Annotated in this window: 19 protein-coding genes and 1 tRNA gene; 13 read left to right on the top strand and 7 right to left on the bottom strand. The window is 64.8% G+C overall.

From position 1 onward, the window contains the following. Positions 1-266 precede the first annotated feature (266 nt). Entirely contained in the window at positions 267-701 is a 435-nt protein-coding gene (locus GGD63_RS24550) for a CBS domain-containing protein (RefSeq protein WP_183245729.1), read from the top strand. A gap of 188 nt (positions 702-889) precedes the next feature. After that, on the top strand, positions 890-1,264 hold the full coding sequence (locus GGD63_RS24545) for a hypothetical protein (RefSeq protein ID WP_183245728.1): 375 nt from the start codon (positions 890-892) through the stop codon (positions 1,262-1,264). A gap of 40 nt (positions 1,265-1,304) precedes the next feature. Here GGD63_RS24545 and queD read toward each other — a convergent pair whose 3' ends face one another. The 3 genes from queD to GGD63_RS24530 form a co-directional block, all read right to left on the bottom strand. Then, positions 1,305-1,661 carry a 6-carboxytetrahydropterin synthase QueD gene (queD, locus tag GGD63_RS24540; RefSeq protein ID WP_183245727.1) on the bottom strand — a complete coding sequence of 119 codons (357 nt, stop codon included), beginning with the start codon at positions 1,659-1,661 and terminating at the stop codon, positions 1,305-1,307. 88 nt (positions 1,662-1,749) lie between these two features. Then, a tRNA-Arg gene (locus GGD63_RS24535) sits at positions 1,750-1,826 on the bottom strand. 265 nt (positions 1,827-2,091) lie between these two features. Further along, a complete protein-coding gene (locus tag GGD63_RS24530; protein WP_183245726.1) occupies positions 2,092-3,591 on the bottom strand; it encodes a HAMP domain-containing sensor histidine kinase in 1,500 nt (499 codons plus the stop codon). Between the two features lie 364 nt (positions 3,592-3,955). On the opposite strand from GGD63_RS24530, the gene rpmH reads away from it, so the two are divergent. The 11 genes from rpmH to dapE all read left to right on the top strand — a co-directional run bounded on the left by rpmH (position 3,956) and on the right by dapE (position 13,818). Next, entirely contained in the window at positions 3,956-4,090 is a 135-nt protein-coding gene (rpmH, locus tag GGD63_RS24525; RefSeq protein ID WP_008542748.1) for a 50S ribosomal protein L34, read from the top strand. Between the two features lie 27 nt (positions 4,091-4,117). Continuing rightward, positions 4,118-4,525: a ribonuclease P protein component gene (rnpA, locus tag GGD63_RS24520; protein ID WP_183245725.1), complete on the top strand. Its 408-nt coding sequence runs from the start codon at positions 4,118-4,120 to the stop codon at positions 4,523-4,525. Positions 4,526-4,541: 16 nt separating this feature from the next. Then, positions 4,542-6,395: a membrane protein insertase YidC gene (gene yidC / locus GGD63_RS24515; protein ID WP_183245724.1), complete on the top strand. Its 1,854-nt coding sequence runs from the start codon at positions 4,542-4,544 to the stop codon at positions 6,393-6,395. A 109-nt stretch (positions 6,396-6,504) separates the two neighbouring features. Then, complete coding sequence (gene yihA, locus GGD63_RS24510; protein ID WP_183245723.1) at positions 6,505-7,158, top strand: ribosome biogenesis GTP-binding protein YihA/YsxC; 654 nt, start codon at positions 6,505-6,507, stop codon at positions 7,156-7,158. 2 nt (positions 7,159-7,160) lie between these two features. After that, positions 7,161-7,529 (top strand): DUF423 domain-containing protein, encoded by a 369-nt coding sequence (locus tag GGD63_RS24505; RefSeq protein ID WP_183245722.1) that lies wholly within the window; start codon positions 7,161-7,163, stop codon positions 7,527-7,529. Between the two features lie 83 nt (positions 7,530-7,612). Further along, positions 7,613-8,500, top strand: a complete 888-nt coding sequence (gene argB / locus GGD63_RS24500; protein WP_183245721.1) for an acetylglutamate kinase — start codon at positions 7,613-7,615, stop codon at positions 8,498-8,500. Positions 8,501-8,775: 275 nt separating this feature from the next. After that, entirely contained in the window at positions 8,776-9,762 is a 987-nt protein-coding gene (locus GGD63_RS24495) for a DUF1036 domain-containing protein (RefSeq protein WP_183245859.1), read from the top strand. Between the two features lie 236 nt (positions 9,763-9,998). Further along, complete coding sequence (locus GGD63_RS24490; RefSeq protein WP_183245720.1) at positions 9,999-10,691, top strand: pyrimidine 5'-nucleotidase; 693 nt, start codon at positions 9,999-10,001, stop codon at positions 10,689-10,691. Positions 10,692-10,934: 243 nt separating this feature from the next. Then, positions 10,935-11,780, top strand: coding sequence for a 2,3,4,5-tetrahydropyridine-2,6-dicarboxylate N-succinyltransferase (gene dapD / locus GGD63_RS24485; RefSeq protein WP_183245719.1), 846 nt, complete (start codon positions 10,935-10,937; stop codon positions 11,778-11,780). A gap of 224 nt (positions 11,781-12,004) precedes the next feature. Further along, positions 12,005-12,655: a DUF805 domain-containing protein gene (locus GGD63_RS24480; RefSeq protein WP_183245718.1), complete on the top strand. Its 651-nt coding sequence runs from the start codon at positions 12,005-12,007 to the stop codon at positions 12,653-12,655. Then, positions 12,652-13,818 carry a succinyl-diaminopimelate desuccinylase gene (gene dapE, locus GGD63_RS24475; protein ID WP_183245717.1) on the top strand — a complete coding sequence of 389 codons (1,167 nt, stop codon included), beginning with the start codon at positions 12,652-12,654 and terminating at the stop codon, positions 13,816-13,818. The genes GGD63_RS24480 and dapE overlap by 4 nt, the downstream gene beginning before the upstream one ends. Before the next feature lie 34 nt (positions 13,819-13,852). Here dapE and GGD63_RS24470 read toward each other — a convergent pair whose 3' ends face one another. From GGD63_RS24470 to thrC, 4 genes are all read right to left on the bottom strand, one after another. Next, positions 13,853-14,506: a hypothetical protein gene (locus GGD63_RS24470; protein ID WP_183245716.1), complete on the bottom strand. Its 654-nt coding sequence runs from the start codon at positions 14,504-14,506 to the stop codon at positions 13,853-13,855. Positions 14,507-14,623: 117 nt separating this feature from the next. Further along, positions 14,624-15,211: a GNAT family N-acetyltransferase gene (locus GGD63_RS24465; protein WP_183245715.1), complete on the bottom strand. Its 588-nt coding sequence runs from the start codon at positions 15,209-15,211 to the stop codon at positions 14,624-14,626. Positions 15,212-15,250: 39 nt separating this feature from the next. Continuing rightward, a complete protein-coding gene (locus tag GGD63_RS24460; RefSeq protein WP_183245714.1) occupies positions 15,251-16,540 on the bottom strand; it encodes a pitrilysin family protein in 1,290 nt (429 codons plus the stop codon). After that, a complete protein-coding gene (gene thrC / locus GGD63_RS24455; protein ID WP_183245713.1) occupies positions 16,537-17,955 on the bottom strand; it encodes a threonine synthase in 1,419 nt (472 codons plus the stop codon). The genes GGD63_RS24460 and thrC overlap by 4 nt, the downstream gene beginning before the upstream one ends. Positions 17,956-18,077 lie beyond the last annotated feature (122 nt).

Below are 18,077 nucleotides of genomic sequence, written 5' to 3'. Positions count from 1 at the left end.
AATCGCAAACTCTTATGTATTTGATATTAATATCCAATTTCAAAGCACGCCGGATCCGCAACCACCGCCCACACGCGCCATCAGACATGCCGGACGTCATTTCGTTTTTCGGAAACCTCCCACAGCCGCACCAGCGAGTTGCTGCGCCTTTGCCGCAGGCACGATGCCACCGATCCTCATCACATCGTCTTGACGCATGATCTGGATCAATGCGCGTCAACCGAAGCAGTCATTGAAATATGTGTTCACAGTGAAGGTTGCGTCCCATGGCAACCATTGGGCAGTTGCTGGACAAGAAAGGCCATGAGGTCCTGTCCGTTCGTCCGGACGAGACTGTGTCTGATGCCATCAAGAGGATGGCGGACAAGAACGTGGGTTCTCTGGTTGTGATGGAGGGCGACAAGCTCGTAGGCATCATGACCGAACGCCACTATGCGCGGAACGTGTTCTTGAAAGGCCGCGCATCGCCCACCACTCCCGTCCGCGATATCATGGAATCGAAAGTCGTCTTTGTGCGGCCCGATCAATCTGTCGAAGAAGCCATGGCCATCATGACCGAAAAGGCCGTGCGCCATCTTCCCGTTATTGAGCAGGGAAACGTGGTGGGAATGATCTCGATCGGAGATTTGGTGAAGGACAAGATCAGCGATCAAACATTCGTCATCGAGCAGCTCGTGCATTACATACACGGCACGAGGTGAAGCGAGTTCGAAAACCCGCTCGTTGCCAAACGTCGCGATGCTCCCCAGCGCGTCATCATACTTTGGTCCTGATCGTACTTTGGTCCTGATGCGGGACCGTAGTGATCCGGGTACATAGCATTGCGCTTGATCAATTCAGGCGGGTCCCGTCCGGACAAATTACCGGCTCTATTGCACTGGAGACGCGTATGGCTGGAAATGGATTGACGTCGATGGCCGCCCCATGCACGGCTCATAAAGGTGCGGCTCATCAGGATGCGGCAGATCGAATCGTCTATCTGATCGTCGACAACATTGCCGGACGGCCCGGCAGAGCCGGCCGGAAAACCGAGGTCGAGCGGACTGACATCGAAACCGTCATCTCGAAGCTGATCGCCGGCCGTTTCAACGACCCCGTCCGCATCGTCGCCTTCGATTCAAAGGGTCGTTGGTCGAAGGATATGTCGAGAGAGCTTGCAGAAGAAATCCAGACGCGTTGCGACATCGACACCATGCCCGTGCCGGAGCACATCCGGGACTTCGTCAGGAGCCATTGGGCCGCCCCGGCCGCGGTCGCTTTTTGATCTGGTCGCGCGGGAGCAAAGGCTCGGCGTGCGGTGGTCCTCACCGCCCCTGATATTCGGCCCAGCAGTCCGCCGTTTCATAGACCCGAACAGCGGAGACTTGCGGGAGATCCGGCTTCACGCGGTCCCAGATCCAGACCGCGATATTCTCGGCAGTCGGGTTCTCGAGCCCCGCGACCTCATTGAGGCATCGGTGATCCAATGCGTCCATGATGTCGGCGAAGCATTTTTCAATGTCGAAGAAATCCACAACGAAGCCCGTGCGCGGATCCACCGGCCCGTCCAATTGCACCTCGACCCGGTAGGAATGACCGTGCAATCGGCTGCATCGATGCGTCTCGGGTACGTTCGGCAGCCGGTGCGCCGCCTCGAACTTGAATGCCTGCGATATCTTCATCCGGTTCCTCGTTGGGCGCGGTCGATCCGCGATCTCGGCCCAATCTGGCGACCAGATGCTGCCTTGTTCTGACCGGCGTCGAGAAAAATGGCGCGCCCGGAACGATTCGAACGTCCGACCCTCAGATTCGTAGTCTGATGCTCTATCCAGCTGAGCTACGGGCGCGTTTTTCGCTGATAGTGCGGGCGTTAGCCCACACGCAGCCTCCGGACAGCGCCGGAGGGGTGCGAAAGAGCGCTCTGACTAACCGCTCTTGCCCCGATTGGCAAGCGCCGGGTTGGGGAGATTTTGCAGGGAGATGACGGTCTCCACCCGGTCATTCCGGGGCTCGCGAAGCGAGAACCCGGAATCTCGTGCCTAAAACCTCTGGATTCCGGGTTCGGCGCTGCGCGCCGCCCCGGAATGACGGTTGGCTCGGCCTCTGGCATACCTACGCCCTCTGCCGCTCGTTGCGGATGGAGAGCAGTTCCACCGGGCGGTCGGGGATGACGATCCGGAAGGTGGCGCCGATAGTGCCCTCGACGAGGTGAATGTCCCCGCCATGAGCGCGGACGAGCTCGGCGGCGATGGCAAGGCCGAGCCCGCTGCCGCCGGGGCGGCCGGAGGTCTGGAAGGCCTCGAACAGGTGCTCCCGGGTCTTCTGGGGCACGCCGGGGCCGGTGTCGGAGACCTCCAGGATGGCGACGGCGCCCTCGCGTTTCCCCGTGATCCGGATCTGCTGCGCCCCGCCATCGCCCGAAGAATGGCTTTCCAGCGCCTGGGCGGCGTTGCGGACGAGGTTGAGCAGCACCCGGAACAGCTGGTCGGGATCGGCATCGACGGCGAGGCCGCGCTCGATCGCGGCGACCCAGGCGATCGAGGCGTCGCTGGCAAGGCCGGCGGTCTCCCGCACCTCGAGCACCACGGGCTCGATCAGGATCATGCGGCGGTCAGGCGCGGCTTCCTGGGCGCGGCCATAAGAAAGGGTCGACTGGCAGAAGGCGATGGCGCGCTCGAGCGAGCGCACGAGTTTTGGCGCAAAGCGCTGCACCCGCGGGTCGGGCACGCTGGCGAGCTGGTCCGACAGGAGCTGGGCCGACGCCAGCAAATTGCGCAGGTCGTGGTTGATCTTGGACACCGCAAGGCCCAGGGCGGCGAGCCGGCTCTTCTGATTCAGCATCGACATCAGGTCGCGCTGCATGTCCGACAATTCGCGCTCGGCGACGCCGATCTCGTCGCTGCGCTGGCTCGGCACGATGATCCCCGCCGAGCTTTCCGGGTTTTCGTGGAAGCCGACCAGGCTCGCGGTCAGCCGCCGCATTGGCCTCACGAAGAGATAATGGAGGGCGAGATAGACGAGGCCCGCGGTCAGGACGCCGATGATCAGCGCGACCACGACGACATTGCGGGAGAAGCGGTACATCGCCTGCCGCAACGGCAATTCGTCGGTCACGATCTCGACGAACTGGGCGTTGCCGACGCCGGGGCCGACGATGCGAATGGCCTGGTTGCCGGTCTCCAGCATCATCTGGAACGAGCCGGTGATCGCCTCCCACACCGTCATGTCGCGCAAATCGACGTCGTGCCCGATCGCAGCGGGCAGATTGTCGCTGGCGAGCAGCCGGCGCTGCTGGCCCATCTTGATGGCGACGGCGCGGGCATTGATGCTCTTCAGGATCTCGCGCGAGAGCGAATCGGGGACCATGCCGAGCGGCGCGGCATCGAGCACCAGCGCTGCCGTGTTGGCGGCCGCCACGCGGTCGTTGAGCCGGTTGACCCAGAAGTTGGCGATGGCGGGCACGTAGAGCAGGATTGCGGCGATCATCACCAGGGGGACGGTGAGCAGCAGCAGCTTGCCCGACAGCCCAAGCCCGGCAGGCCCACGCGGCCGCGCCGCAGGCGGGTCCTGCAGATCCGTATCCTGGATCGGCTGGAAGTCTGTCGCTGCCACGAAATTCGCCCTCGCTGACTTGCCCGGTGAACGATCTGGCGGATGAAGGATGCGGCCCGCCCCCGGTCCGGTCAAATTACGGATCGCTAATATGCCGAGGTGGGATGTAGGTGCTGATCCGGCGAGTCGCTACCTCACGGGTTAAAAACCCCGCACAAACAGCGATATTCACCGGAATCGTGCGCTTGTGCGGCGTTGACGAAAACAAGGCGCTCCCTTATAAGCCGCGCGAATTGTCCGCGATGACCCGGTGTGACGCCGGGAGCGGCTCTCTTGGGGCCGAAAAAGGCCCGTTTTGGGCCGCATCTTCCGGACTTTACCATCAATTCTACAGGCAAATTGCCCGGTCAGCGGAGAAAAACCCGTGAAGCGGACTTATCAACCCAGCAAACTGGTGCGCAAGCGCCGTCACGGCTTCCGTGCCCGCCTCGCCACTGCCGGCGGCCGCAAGGTCCTCGCCGCCCGCCGCGCCCGCGGCCGCAAGCGTCTGAGCGCCTGAGCCGGACCCCCTTTTTGGGATTTCATCATGGATCGGCTGAGGCAGCGGGCGGATTTCCTCGCCGTTGCCAATGGCGCGCGGGTGAATAGTCCCGCGTTTGTCCTGCAAAGCCGCCGCCGCGACGATCTTGGCCCGATCCGGATCGGTTTCACCGTCACCAAAAAGAACGGCAACGCCCCCGAGCGCAATCGCATCCGGCGCCGGCTTCGCGAATTGGTGAAGCGGCTCGATCCGGTGTCGATGCAGCCCCACCATGACTATGTACTGGTCGGCCGAAGGGACGCGCTCTCGCGCGACTTCGCCACCATGCTCGACGATCTGCGCATAGCCTTCTCGAAGCCCGCGCGGCATACGGCCAAGGGGTCTCACAAGGGACCTGCGAAGGGGCGCGGCGAAAAGCCGGGCGCTGCCCCTGCCAGCCGCAAACCGGATTGATGACGAGACATTAGAGATGACCGACAATCGCAATACCATCCTCGCCGTCATTCTGTCGGGCCTCGTCCTGATCGCCTGGCAATATTTCTACAACGTGCCGCAGATGGAGAAGCAGCGCGCCCAGCAGCAGGCGCAGTCCGAGCTCCAGAAGACCACGCCGCAGCCGACCGCGTCCGCAACGCCGGGCGCCGCGCCGCAAGCCGGCAGTGCCGCGCAGCCATCGACGCCGGCCGCGAGCCAGCAAGGCCAGCCGGTCGTTGCCCGCGACGCCGCGATCGCGGCCAGCCCGCGCGTGAAGATCGACACGCCGCGGATCGCCGGCAGCATCTCGCTGAAGGGCGGCCGCATCGACGACATCGCGCTGGTGCAATTCCGCGAGACGGTCGACCCGAAGTCGCCGCCGATCATCCTCTATTCGCCCTCAGGTACGGCGGAGCCCTATTACGCCGAGTTCGGTTGGGTGGCGGCCACGGGCGTGACGGCGAAGATGCCGGATGCCCAGACCGTCTGGCAGCAGGACGGCAGCGGCAGCCTGACGCCGACGAGCCCGGTGGTGCTGAAGTGGGACAATGGCGACGGCCTCACCTTCCGCCGCACCATTGCGGTCGACGACCACTATCTCTTCACCATCAAGGACGAGGTGAGCAATGTCGGCAATTCGCCGGTCACGCTCTATCCGTTTGCGCTGATCTCGCGCCACGGCGCGCCGCAGGTCTCGGGCTACTACATCCTGCATGAAGGCCTGATCGGCTATCTCGGCGACCAGGGCCTGCAGGAATACGCCTACAAGAAGGTCGACGAAGCCAAGCAGGTGAACTTCAACAACGTCACCAACGGCTGGCTCGGCATCACCGACAAGTACTGGGCTTCGGCGCTGCTGCCCGACACCAATGCCAAGCTGCAGGCGCGCTTCTCGTCGAACCCATCAGGCAATCTCCACACCTATCAGACCGACTATCTGCTCGAGCCCGTCACCGTCGCGATCGGCGGCACCGCGGCGGCGAACGCGCGGCTGTTCGCGGGCGCCAAGGAAGCCGGCGTCGTCGGCGTGTTCCCATTCGCCGGCCTCGGCGGCTACAACAAGGAGCTCGGCCTCAACCACTTCGATCTCTTGATCGACTGGGGCTGGTTCTACTTCATCACCAAGCCGATGTTCCTCGGCCTCGACTTCTTCTACCGCCTCTTCGGCAATTTCGGCATATCGATCCTGCTCGTCACCGTGATCGTGAAGCTGTTGTTCTTCCCGCTGGCGAACAAGTCCTACGCCTCGATGGCGAAGATGAAGTCGATCCAGCCGCAGCTGCAGGCGCTCAAGGAGCGCTACCCCGACGACAAGGTGAAGCAGCAGCAGGAGATGATGGAGATCTACCGCAAGGAGAAGATCAATCCGGTCGCCGGCTGTCTTCCCGTGGTGATCCAGATCCCGGTGTTCTTCTCGCTCTACAAGGTGCTGTTCGTCACCATCGAAATGCGGCAAGCGCATTTCTACGGCTGGATCAAGGACCTCTCGGCGCCGGATCCGACCAACCTCTTCAACCTGTTCGGGCTCATCCCGTTCGATCCGACCACCATTCCGGTGTTCGGCCACTATCTCGCGCTCGGCATCTGGCCGATCATCATGGGCATCACGATGTGGTTCCAGATGAAGCTGAACCCGACGCCGCCGGATCCAACGCAGCAGATCATCTTCAACTGGATGCCGCTGATCTTCACCTTCATGCTGGCGGGCTTCCCGGCGGGTCTCGTGATCTACTGGGCCTGGAACAACCTGCTTTCGGTGGTCCAGCAGAGCTACATCATGCGCCGCAACGGCGTGAAGGTGGAGCTGTTCGATAATCTCAAGGCGACGTTCGCGAAGAAGGCGACGTAATCGTCATTGCGAGGAGCGAAGCGACGAAGCAATCCAGAATCCCTCCGCGGATGCATTTCTGGATTGCTTCGCTTCGCTCACAATGACGCGGGGAAACAGCGAGCTTCGCATGACCGACGACAAAGATGCGGAGCTGATCGAGGCCGGGCGCAAGCTGTTCGCCCGCGACTGGCAGTTCATCTGGGCCTCGCCCTCGATCCAGACGCTGCCGCCGATGGAGGGGCTGGAGATCGCCTTTGCCGGCCGCTCCAATGTCGGCAAGTCCAGCCTGATCAACGCACTCACGGGACGCAACGCGCTGGCGCGCACTTCGCATACGCCGGGCCGCACCCAGGAGCTGATCTTCTTCGAGGTCCCCGGGAAAAAGGACCTGCGCCTCGTCGACATGCCCGGCTATGGCTATGCCAAGGCGCCGAAGAGCCAGGTGGCGTCCTGGACCGAGCTGATCCACACATTCCTGCTGGGCCGCGCCTCGCTCGCGCGCGTCTACGTGCTGATCGACGCACGGCACGGCCTGAAGGATGTCGACCTCGAGATCCTGAAGACGCTCGACCGCTCCGCCGTCAGCTACCAGATCGTGCTGACCAAGGCCGACCAGGTGAAGGCCTCCGAGCTGCAATCGCGCATCGCCGAGACCGAGGCGGCATTGGCAAAACATCCGGCCGCGTTCCCGAACGTGCTCGCGACCTCGTCGAGGAGCGCGACCGGCATGGCCGAGTTGCGCGCCGCGATGGCGAAGCTGCTGGAAGAGCGGACTTCGTGATCATGGCGCACCGCCTGCTGATTGGGCTTGCCGGCTTGATGGGCGCCGCCGGCGTCGCGCTGGCCGCAGCCTCCGCCCACGGTGCAGATGCAAGCCGGCTTGCCTCCGCCAGCGCCATGCTGCTGTTTCATGCAACTGCCATACTTGCGGTGATTGGATTGCTGACGCGCGGCCTTCTGCACGGCGGAATTGGGCTCGTTGCGGCGGTTGGCTTCGTGATTGGCGCCGCGCTGTTCGCGGGCGACCTCACCTTGCGGCAATATGCCGGGCATTCGCTGTTTCCCATGGCGGCGCCGACGGGCGGGACGGTGATGATTGCGAGCTGGCTGGCGGTGACGCTGGCGGCGGTGGTGGCGAAGCCCAATCCGTAGCGTCGGCATGCCAGTCGCTCTTTGCGCCGCGCCCGCCAATCGGATAGAACGCGCATCGACCGACCCGCCAGCGAGACCGTGACATGACCGACATCTCCCCGCTCGACCAGGCCCGCATCCTGTCCGAAGCGCTGCCGCACATGCAGCAGTATGACGAGGAAACCATCGTCATCAAATATGGCGGCCATGCCATGGGCGACGAGGAGACTGCGAAGAACTTTGCGCGCGACATCGTGCTGCTGGAGCAGACCGCGATCAACCCGGTGGTGGTGCATGGCGGCGGGCCGCAGATCGCGACCATGCTCAAGCGCCTCGGCATCGTCTCGGAATTCGCAGCCGGCCTGCGCATCACCGATGCCGCGACCATCGAGATCGTCGAGATGGTGCTGGCCGGCTCCGTCAACAAGCAGATCGTCGGCTACATCAACGAGGCCGGCGGCAAGGCCGTGGGCCTGTCCGGCAAGGACGGCAACATGGTGAAGGCGACGAAGACGACGCGCACCATCGTCGATCCGGACTCGCACATCGAGAAGGCGGTCGATCTCGGCTTCGTCGGCGATCCCGAGAAGGTCGACCTCACCCTGCTCAACCAGCTGATCGGCTACGAGCTGATCCCGGTGCTGGCGCCGCTCGCGACCTCGAAAGAGGGCCAAACGCTGAACATCAACGCCGACACCTTTGCCGGTGCCGTGGCGGGCGCGCTGAAGGCCAAGCGCCTGTTGCTGCTCACCGACGTGCCGGGCGTGCTCGACAAGTCGAAAAAGCTAATCCCGCAGCTCTCGGTGAGGGACGCGCGAAAGCTGATCGCCGACGGCACCATCTCCGGCGGCATGATCCCGAAGGTCGAGACCTGCATCTACGCGCTCGAGCAGGGCGTCGAGGGCGTCGTCATCATCGACGGCAAGATGCAGCACGCGGTGCTGCTCGAGCTCTTCACCAACCAGGGCACGGGGACGCTGATCCACAAGTGATGAGCGAACGCGAGCAGCGGAAGAAGGTCGTCATGCCCGGGCTTGACCCGCCTGCGCGGCCAAAGCCGCTTCGGCGTGGCGAAGGCCCGGGTATCCACGGCTCTCGCATTGGTCCGTCATTCCGGGGCGCCCGAAGGGCGAACTACGGTGCGCAATTGCGCACCGGAGAATCTCGAGATTCTAAGGTGCGCAATTGCGCACCAGAGTTCGATGCTTTGCATCGCCCCGGAATGACGGGGGTGAAGCATCGCCGCTCGCCCCTCACCCGCTTCCTGATGACGCTGCCGGCGGCCGTCGTCTCGTTTGTCTTCTCCTCTGCACCCGCCTTCGCCGACCTCAAGATCTGCAACCGCATGTCCTATATCGTCGAGGCCGCGATCGGCATCGACGACAAGGCGGCCACCGCGACGCGCGGCTGGTTCAGGATCGATCCCGCCACCTGCCGCGTCGTGGTCCAGGGCACGCTGACCGCCGACCGCATTTTGCTCAACGCCCGCGCGCTCGGCGTCTACGGCGCCTCCCCGATCCCGCAGAACGGCAGCGACATGCTGTGCGTGGCACAGGACAATTTCGTCATCGCGGCGGCGCGACAGTGCCGCAGTGGCCAGACGCAGGTCCCCTTCACGCAGGTGACGCCGACGCAAAGCGACGACGGCAATCTGGTCACCTATCTCGCGGAGGATTCCGAATATGACGACGAGCAGGCGCGGCTCGCCGGCATCCAGCGGCTCCTGGTGATCATCGGCTACGACGTCGGCGCCATCGACGGCGTCGACGGGCCGAAGACGCAAGGCGCACTCGCCGCGTTCCTGAAGAGCCGCGGGCTGTCCTCCGACGCGGTGTCGTCGCAAAATTTCTTCAAGACCATGGTTGATGCGACGCAGGCGCCATCGGCGAGCGGCCTCACCTGGTGCAACGACACGCCACACAAGGTGATGGCGGCGATCGCCACCGACGACGGCAAGTCGGTGACCAGCCGCGGCTGGTACCGCATCGATCCCGGCAAGTGCCTGCACCCTGACGTGACCGGCCAGCCGAAGCAGATCTTCAGCTTCGCCGAAGCAGTCGATGCCGACAACCGCGCCATCAAGCTGAAGGACAGGCCGCTGAACTGGGGCGGCGACAAGCAGCTCTGCACGCGCGAGACCAAGTTCGAGACCGTTGAGCACACCGATTGCGCCGCGCGCGGATTTGCGGCGGCGGGCTTCGGCGCGGTGGACATGTCGAGCGGCGGCAAGACGCTGCGGTTTGCGGTGCCGTGATTGTAGTGGCGATGATGGCCGCACCAAAAGCTCCGCTGTCGTCCCCGCCTAGTGCGCAATTGCGCACGGGGGCGGGGACCCATAACCCCAGGGAGTGGTTGTGGCGCGAAGCCGGTAACCCCGAGTCTTCGCCAAACTCCTCCCTGTGGTTATGGGTCCCGGATCTGCGCTTACGCTTGTCCGGGACGACGGCGGAGGATTGGGCGACGATTGCGTTTGAAGGATAGAGAGTTGCGATGACCTCCCCCCGCACCTTCACCCACATCGACACCTGGGTGTTCGACCTCGACAACACGCTCTATCCGCATCACGTCAATCTGTGGCAGCAGGTCGATGCGCGGATCGGGGAGTTCGTGTGCAACTGGCTGAACGTCAGCCCCGCAGAAGCACGCAATATCCAGAAGGACTATTACCGCCGCTTCGGCACCACCATGCGCGGCATGATGACCCTGCATGGCGTCCGTGCCGACGACTACCTCGCTTACGTCCACAAGATCGACCACTCGCCGCTGGAGCCGAACCCGCAGCTCGGCGAGGCCATCGCCAAGCTGCCGGGGCGCAAGCTGATCCTGACCAACGGCTCGGTCGACCATGTCGATGCGGTGCTGGCGCGGCTCGGCTTTGCCGGCCATTTCGACGGCGTGTTCGACATTATCGCCGCCGACTTCGAGCCGAAGCCGGCGCCACAGACCTACCGGAAATTCCTCGCGGACCATGCGGTCGATACGACCCGCGCCGCCATGTTCGAGGACCTCGCCCGCAACCTCACGGTCCCGCACGAGCTCGGCATGACCACCGTGCTGGTGGTGCCCGACGGGACGAAAGAAGTGGTGCGCGAGGACTGGGAGCTGGAAGGCCGGGATGCGGCCCATGTCGACCACGTCACGGACGATCTGGCGGGGTTTTTGGCAAAACTATCTCCCAAATAACCGCCGTCGTCCTGGCGAAAGCCAGGACCCATTACCCCAGGCAGAAATTGTGGCGCGAGGCTGATCCCCACGAATCTTCGCTAAACTCCCCCCTGTGGTAATGGGTCCTGGATCGGCGCTCACTTCGTTCGCTTGTCCAGGACGACGATGCAAAGGACGACGCCGGAGCCTTGACTCCGCCCCCCCAAATCCTGAAAAAGCGCCCCAATCCCTCAAAATTCCCGATCCGAAGAGGAAATCCCGATGTCCCTGTCCGCCCTCGAATCCACCATCAACAGCGCCTTCGACGCGCGTGACGGCATCTCGACCACGACCAAGGGCGAGGTGCGCGAGGCCGTGGACCAGTCGCTGGAGATCCTGGACAAGGGCGAGGCGCGCGTGGCCGAGCGCGGCACTGACGGCAAGTGGAGGGTCAATCAGTGGCTGAAGAAGGCCGTGCTGCTGTCCTTCCGCCTCAACGACATGGGCGTCATTCCGGGCGGTCCCGGCAAGGCGACCTGGTGGGACAAGGTGCCCTCGAAGTTCGAAGGCTGGGGCGAGAACCGGTTTCGCGATGCCGGCTTTCGCGCGGTGCCGGGCGCCGTGGTCCGCCGCTCGGCCTTCATCGCCAAGAACGTCGTGCTGATGCCGTCCTTCGTCAATCTCGGCGCCTATGTCGATGAGAGCACCATGGTCGACACCTGGGCCACCGTCGGCTCCTGCGCGCAGATCGGCAAGCGCGTGCACATCTCCGGCGGCGCCGGCATCGGCGGCGTGCTCGAGCCGCTGCAGGCCGAGCCCGTCATCATCGAGGACGACTGCTTCATCGGCGCGCGCAGCGAGGTCGCGGAAGGCGTGATCGTGCGCAAGGGCGCGGTGCTGGCGATGGGCGTGTTCCTGGGCGCATCGACCAAGATCGTCGACCGCGAGACCGGCGAGGTCTTCATGGGCGAAGTGCCGGAATATTCGGTGGTGGTGCCCGGCGCACTGCCCGGCAAGCCGATGAAGAACGGCCAGATCGGCCCGAGCACGGCCTGCGCCGTCATCGTCAAGCGCGTCGACGAGCGCACGCGCTCGAAGACCAGCATCAACGAGCTGCTGCGGGATTGATATTCTCTCTCCTCCCTCTCCCCGCTCTTACGGGGAGAGGGTTGGGGTGAGGGGCCTCTCTCCGCACGTGAGATCGTCGAGAGACCTGTACCCCCTCACCCGGATTGCTTCGCAATCCGACCTCTCCCCGCAAGCGGGGCGAGGTGAAGAGGGCCCGCATCGAACCACCTAACTCTCCATCGCGACCAATTTCCGGGCGGCCCCTCCCGCCCGGAGCCGTTGGCATGGACTGGACCTGGTACCTCTTCCGCTTCGACGGCCGCATTGGCCGCGCTTTGCTATGGCAGGCGCTGCTGATCGTCGCGGTGCTGGCGGCATTGCTGGGAATCATCGGTCAGGTGATCCACCTCATCAGCGCCGAAGGGGCGTTGAAACTATCCATCAAGCTCGATTTCGACTTCGGTCTCGACGACCTCTTCAAGCTGGTCGATCCCCGAGCCTATCGCTCGCTGGCATCCCTCGATCGCACGGACCTGTTCCTGAAGGCGTCCGGCCTCGCGCTATTCTCATGGATTTTCCTGGCGACGACGATCAAGCGGCTGCACGATCGCGACAGGAGCGGCTGGTGGATCCTTGCCTTCTTCGCCGTCCCCGGGCTGTTCAGCCAGTTCTCGGACCTGCTGCCCGACTCCACCTGGATGCTTCCGTTCAGCCTGGCCGCGTCCGGCCTGTGGCTGTGGGGCTTCGTTGAAATGTTCATTGTGCCCGGCACCTCGGGCAGCAACCGGTTCGGCGCCGATCCGTTGGCCGACATCGAGGACGGCTCCGCACCGGCCGCGCCGCCCGCAAAAAGCTGGGACCAGCAACGCGAGCTCGAATTCGTGCCGCCCAGTGCTAGCCCACCCGGCGGCATGCATGTTAAGCGGGGCACATGACCGATGCTCTTTCGATTGCCCGCGATCTCATCCGCTGCCCCTCGGTGACCCCGGCCGATGCCGGCGCACTGGGGGTGCTTGAAAAAGCCCTCGGCGCCGCCGGTTTCACCTGCCACCGCGTGACCTTCAGCGAGGAAGGCACCGCCGACGTCGACAATCTCTATGCACGGATCGGCAGCGAAGGCCCGCACATCACCTTTGCCGGGCACACCGACGTGGTGCCGCCGGGCGACGAGAGCGCCTGGAGCGTCGGCGCGTTCTCTGGCGAAGTGAAGGACGGCATCCTGCACGGCCGCGGCGCGGTCGACATGAAGGGCGGCATCGCCTGCTCGGTCGCTGCGGTGCTGGAGCATCTCGCTGCGAACGGCGGCAAGCCGCGCGCGGACGGTGCGGGTTCGATATCCTTCCTGATCACCGGCGATGAAGAAGACGTCTCCATCAACGGCACCATCAAGCTCTTGAAATGGGCCGCCGAGCGCGGCGAAAAATTCGATCATTGTGTGCTGGGCGAGCCCTCCAATGTCGAGACGCTCGGCGACACCATCAAGGTGGGCCGCCGCGGCTCGCAATCCGGCACGCTTTACGTCGACGGCGTGCAGGGCCATGTCGCCTATCCGCACCGCGCGGCCAATCCGGTGCCGGATATCTCGCGGCTGATCGTGGCGATCTCCGACGAGCCGCTCGATCATGGCAGCGCCCAGTTCCAGGCCTCCAATCTCGAATTCACGTCAGTGGACGTCGGCAACAAGGCCTACAACGTCATCCCCGGCGAGGCCCGCGCAAAATTCAACATCCGCTACAACGACAACCACACCCAGGCGAGCCTGCGCGAGCTGGTCGAGACGCGCCTCGCCAAAGCCTGCGGCAACCGCATCAAGGCCCGCATCGTCTGGGAGCCGTCGAACTCCAACGTGTTCGTGACCAAGCCCGGCCCCTTCACCGATCTCGCGGTGTCCGCGATTGAGGAGGTGACGGGACGCAGGCCGGAGCTGTCGACTTCGGGCGGCACGTCGGACGCGCGCTTCATCTCGAGCTACTGCCCGGTGATCGAATTCGGCCTGGTCGGCCAGACCATGCACCAGGTCGACGAGCGCGTGCCGGTTGCGGATCTGGAGAAGCTGACGAAGGTGTATCGCGGGATATTGACGCGGTATTTCGCGTAAGGCGCACGCGCCTTACAGAGCTGAAATTCGCCGCCTACTTCTTCTTCCGCGCCTTCGGCTCCGGCGAGAGCGCCTGCGGGTCGAAGCCGACGTAGAAGATGTAGGAATCGGCGGTCGCAGCTGACGGCACCGGATAGGCCAGATCCTCGGCGATGAAGGTGAAGGGCACGCTGCCGCCCTCCGGCATCGCGACCGTGGTCCGGTAGGCCTTCGAGGCGATCACCTTCTCGCCGACGCCGCCCTGCACCACGGCGATGCGCAGGGGAACCTCGACCGTGGCTGGCGCTCCGGCGGGACCGGCGACGACGCGGCCCTGGATGCCGATCCGGGCCGTGATATCGCCACCGTTCCGGAAGCATTCGCGCGCCATCTTGGTGATCGAGGCCTGGAAGCGGACGTCGTTGCCGGCGGCCGGCTTGCCGCTGGCGCCGACCGCGTAGGTGGAGGCTCCGGCACGCACCGTGACCTGCGGGCAATCGACGTCGTCGTCAGCCGCCGGCTGGCCGGGCGCGGGCGCCGGCTTGGGCTCTGCCGGCTCGTCGGACTTGCCGCCGAACAGGCTCTTGAAGCGATCGCTCAACGACTGGGCCGCTACCGGCGAAACGGAGGCGAGCGCGACCGATAACGCCAACGCGACCGCCGTCCCCCGCCGCAACGTCGTCCGCGACGACCGAAGCTCCTTCACCATCAACGCCCACACTCCATGACAATGTTCCGGCCGATCGCCGGCCATGCGGGTTATATCGCCAAAATCGGCGAACCCAAGGCAGCAAAAAGGGGATTTGGCCCGCACCAATCGGGCGGCTCAGCCGCGGAAATCCTCGTGCAGCAGGCCGAACAGCAGGTGGTCCTGCCAGACCCCGTTGATGCAGAGATAGCGGCGGGCGAGGCCCTCCCGGGAGAAGCCGCACTTCTCCAGCACCCGGATCGACGGCGCATTGGTGGGGATGCAGGCGGCCTCGACCCGGTGCAGATTGAGCTCGCCGAACAGCGTCGGCAGCAGCACCCGGAGCGCCGCCGTCATGTAGCCGCGATGGGCATGGGGCTGGCCGATCCAATAGCCGATTGTGCCGGCCTGCACGATGCCGCGCCGGACATTGGCGAGCGTGATGCCGCCGACCATGGCGCTGTCGAGCTCACGGAAGATCAGGAAGGGGTAGGAGCGGTCCGCGGCGATGTCCTCGGAATAGCGGCGCAGGCGGCGGCGGAAGCCGGAGCGGGTCAGATCGTCCGACGGCCAGATCGGCTCCCAGGGCGTGAGATAGTCGCGGCTGGTCTCGCGCAGGTGAGCCCATTGCAGGAAATCCGACATCTGCGGCGCGCGCAGCAACAGACCGTTGCCGCGCGGGGCGAGGGCGGCGGGTCCACTGGACGGCAGGCGAAAGAGGGCCATGGTGATGCTTCCCGGGGCAATGGCGCCGTAAGGGGGCTCCTAATGCAGCCGCGCCTTGGCACGTGCCCGAGTCAATCCTTCCGCAAAAGACACCGCCGTGTCCAGACCCCTGCCGCTGCCTAATGCGACAACCGCAGGCCGGCTACGCGAAAGCAGCGCACGCGCCGCGTCCCGGGTCGATTCGACGCTGACGGCGTCGATCCGGGCCACCAGTTCCTGCACCGTCTGCGGCCGGCCATAGGCGAGCACATGCCGGGCGAGCTGCTCGGCGCGGGACGAGCAGCTCTCCAGCGCCATCAGGAGCCCTGCCTTCATCTGCGCCTTGGCGCGCGCGATCTCGGCCTCGGTCAGCGTCTCCACCGAATCGTTCATGATGTCGACCACGACCTCCATCATCTCCGGCGCGTCGGCCGGATCGGTACCGGTGTAGAGGCCGAAGAAGCCGGTATCGGTATAGGGCGCGTGGAACGAGTAGATCGAGTAGCAGAGGCCGCGCTTCTCGCGCACCTCCTGGAACAGCCGCGACGACATTCCGCCGCCGAGGACGTTGGTGAAAACCTGAAGCGAAAAAAGCGACAAGTCGTTCTGCGGCACGCCTTCCAGCGCCAGCGTCAGATGCGCCTGCTCGAGCTCGCGATGCACCACCTTGGCGCCGCCCTTGCCGAACTGGGCGGCTTGCGGCTTCGGGCCCGGCGTCGCCTCGAAGCTCGCAAAGCGCTTCTCGACCTCGGCGACCACCTGGCTGTGATCGACCGCGCCGGCGGCCGCCACCACCATGTCGGGGCCGCGATAATGCGTCGAGAGATAGCCGCGCAGCATGTCGCGGTTGAAGCTGCGCAGCGTCTTGGCGGTGCCGAGCAGCGACCGGCCCATCGGCTGGTCGGGATAGCAGAGCTCGTTGAGATGCTCGAACACGACGTCGTCGGGCGTGTCCTGCGCCGCGCCGATCTCCTGCACGATGACGTTCTTCTCGCGCTCCAGCTCGTCCGGCTCGAAGGCGGGATTGGCGAGGATGTCGGCGAGCACATCGAGCGCGAGCGGCACGTCGGCCTTCAGCACCCGCGCATAATAGGACGTGGTCTCGGTCGAGGTGCCGGCATTGAGGTCGCCGCCGACCGCCTCGATCTCCTCGACGATCTCGCGCGAGGAGCGCTTCGTCGTGCCCTTGAACGCCATGTGTTCCAAGAGGTGCGAGATGCCGTGCTCGTTGGGCTTCTCGTCGCGTCCGCCGACGCCGGCCCAGACGCCGAGCGCGGCGGTTTCGAGATGAGGCATCTTGTCGGTGACGACGGTGAGGCCGGACGCAAGCTTGGAAATCTCGACGCTCATCCGGCAACTCCCTGCTTTGCGGCGCGGCTGACCGACAGCACGAACCGCTCGACCTCGGCCTGATCGTTCTTCATCACCTTCATGTGTTCGGATTTGGTCATGAGACCGTCGAGCCAGGCCGGCAGTTGCGGCCGCTGGCCGCAGGCCGCTTCGACCGCATCGGGGAATTTGGCCGGATGGGCGGTGGAGAGCACGATGCTGGGCACCGTGGTGTCGGTGGTGTCGCGGTCGGCGACAGCGAGCGCCACCGCGGTGTGGGGGTCGACCAGCTCGCCCGCCTCGCGCCAGGCGGCGCGGATCGCAGCCGCAGTCTCGGTCTCGTCGGCGCGCCCGGCATCGAACTCCTCGCGGATCGCGGCCAGCGTCGCGTCGGGCAGCACGAAGCGCCCGGACTGCTTCAAAGAATCCATCAGACGGCGCACGCCGGCGGCATCGCGCCGGCCGGCCTCGAACAGCAGCCGCTCGAAATTCGAGGAAATCTGGATGTCCATCGACGGCGACGCCGTGGCATGCACCTCGCGCACCTCGTAGATGCCTGTCTTGAGCGTGCGCGCCAGGATGTCGTTGACGTTGGCGGCGATACGCAGCGTGCGGATGGGGAGGCCCATGCGCTTGGCGACGTAGCCTGCGAAGATGTCGCCGAAATTGCCGGTCGGCACCACGAAATCCACCGCGCGCGCCGGCGCACCGACGGCAACGGCGGAGGTGAAGTAGTAGACCACCTGGGCGACGATGCGCGCCCAGTTGATGGAGTTGACGCCGGAGAGCGAGGTCGCATCGCGGAAGCGATGGTTGTTGAACATGCCCTTCACGAGCGCCTGGCAGTCGTCGAAAGTGCCTTCGATGGCGAGCGCATGGACGTTGGCCGCGCCCGTCGTCGTCATCATCCGCTGCTGCACCTCGGAGATGCGGCCATGCGGAAACAGCACGATGAGGTCGACGTTCTCGAGCCCTGCGAAGGCTTCGACCGCGGCGCCGCCGGTATCGCCGGAGGTCGCGACCACGATGGTGGTGCGCTGGCCGCGCTTTTCGAGCACGTGGTCCATCAGCCGCGAGATGAGCTGCATCGCCACGTCCTTGAAGGCCAGCGTCGGACCGTGGAACAACTCCAGCACGAACTGGTGCGGCGACATCTGGCGCAGCGGCACCACGGCGGGATGGCGGAAGGTGGCATAGGCCTCGTTCGCCATGCGGCCGAGCTCGGCATCGGAGATCTCGCCGGCGGCGAAGGGCCGGATCACGTCGACCGCGACCTCCCAATAGGGGCGGCCGAAGAAGCCGGCGATGGTCTCGGCCGGGAGCTGGGGCCACGTCGCCGGTACATACAGGCCGCCGTCACGGGCAAGCCCGGTCAGCATCACGTCGCAGAAGCCGAGTTCAGGGGCCTCGCCCCGGGTCGAGATATAACGAGTCAAACTGCCCTCCAAAGGCCGGCCGGGCCGCAGCCAGATCCGTAAGCCTTTGATTTTACGAAATTACTTGTCAACAGCCAGAGGCTTCGGGCCACCATAAAGTGTTTTGCGGCATCGGGAAACCG

Source organism: Bradyrhizobium sp. cir1, from assembly GCF_014198245.1.
Taxonomy (GTDB): domain Bacteria; phylum Pseudomonadota; class Alphaproteobacteria; order Rhizobiales; family Xanthobacteraceae; genus Bradyrhizobium.
Note: the sequence above shows the minus strand (reverse complement) of the source record. Positions and strands in the feature narration are given on the sequence as shown.

What these genes read in the sequence shown, in the direction of transcription:
- GGD63_RS24550 (WP_183245729.1), top strand. Translation starts at nt 267, where the DNA reads ATGGCAACCATTGGGCAGTTGCTGGACAAGAAAGGCCATGAGGTCCTG.
- GGD63_RS24545 (WP_183245728.1), top strand. Translation starts at nt 890, where the DNA reads ATGGCTGGAAATGGATTGACGTCGATGGCCGCCCCATGCACGGCTCAT.
- queD (WP_183245727.1), bottom strand. Translation starts at nt 1,661, where the DNA reads ATGAAGATATCGCAGGCATTCAAGTTCGAGGCGGCGCACCGGCTGCCG.
- rnpA (WP_183245725.1), top strand. Translation starts at nt 4,118, where the DNA reads ATGGATCGGCTGAGGCAGCGGGCGGATTTCCTCGCCGTTGCCAATGGC.
- yidC (WP_183245724.1), top strand. Translation starts at nt 4,542, where the DNA reads ATGACCGACAATCGCAATACCATCCTCGCCGTCATTCTGTCGGGCCTC.
- yihA (WP_183245723.1), top strand. Translation starts at nt 6,505, where the DNA reads ATGACCGACGACAAAGATGCGGAGCTGATCGAGGCCGGGCGCAAGCTG.
- GGD63_RS24505 (WP_183245722.1), top strand. Translation starts at nt 7,161, where the DNA reads ATGGCGCACCGCCTGCTGATTGGGCTTGCCGGCTTGATGGGCGCCGCC.
- argB (WP_183245721.1), top strand. Translation starts at nt 7,613, where the DNA reads ATGACCGACATCTCCCCGCTCGACCAGGCCCGCATCCTGTCCGAAGCG.
- GGD63_RS24495 (WP_183245859.1), top strand. Translation starts at nt 8,776, where the DNA reads ATGACGCTGCCGGCGGCCGTCGTCTCGTTTGTCTTCTCCTCTGCACCC.
- GGD63_RS24490 (WP_183245720.1), top strand. Translation starts at nt 9,999, where the DNA reads ATGACCTCCCCCCGCACCTTCACCCACATCGACACCTGGGTGTTCGAC.
- dapD (WP_183245719.1), top strand. Translation starts at nt 10,935, where the DNA reads ATGTCCCTGTCCGCCCTCGAATCCACCATCAACAGCGCCTTCGACGCG.
- GGD63_RS24480 (WP_183245718.1), top strand. Translation starts at nt 12,005, where the DNA reads ATGGACTGGACCTGGTACCTCTTCCGCTTCGACGGCCGCATTGGCCGC.
- dapE (WP_183245717.1), top strand. Translation starts at nt 12,652, where the DNA reads ATGACCGATGCTCTTTCGATTGCCCGCGATCTCATCCGCTGCCCCTCG.
- GGD63_RS24470 (WP_183245716.1), bottom strand. Translation starts at nt 14,506, where the DNA reads ATGGTGAAGGAGCTTCGGTCGTCGCGGACGACGTTGCGGCGGGGGACG.
- GGD63_RS24465 (WP_183245715.1), bottom strand. Translation starts at nt 15,211, where the DNA reads ATGGCCCTCTTTCGCCTGCCGTCCAGTGGACCCGCCGCCCTCGCCCCG.
- GGD63_RS24460 (WP_183245714.1), bottom strand. Translation starts at nt 16,540, where the DNA reads ATGAGCGTCGAGATTTCCAAGCTTGCGTCCGGCCTCACCGTCGTCACC.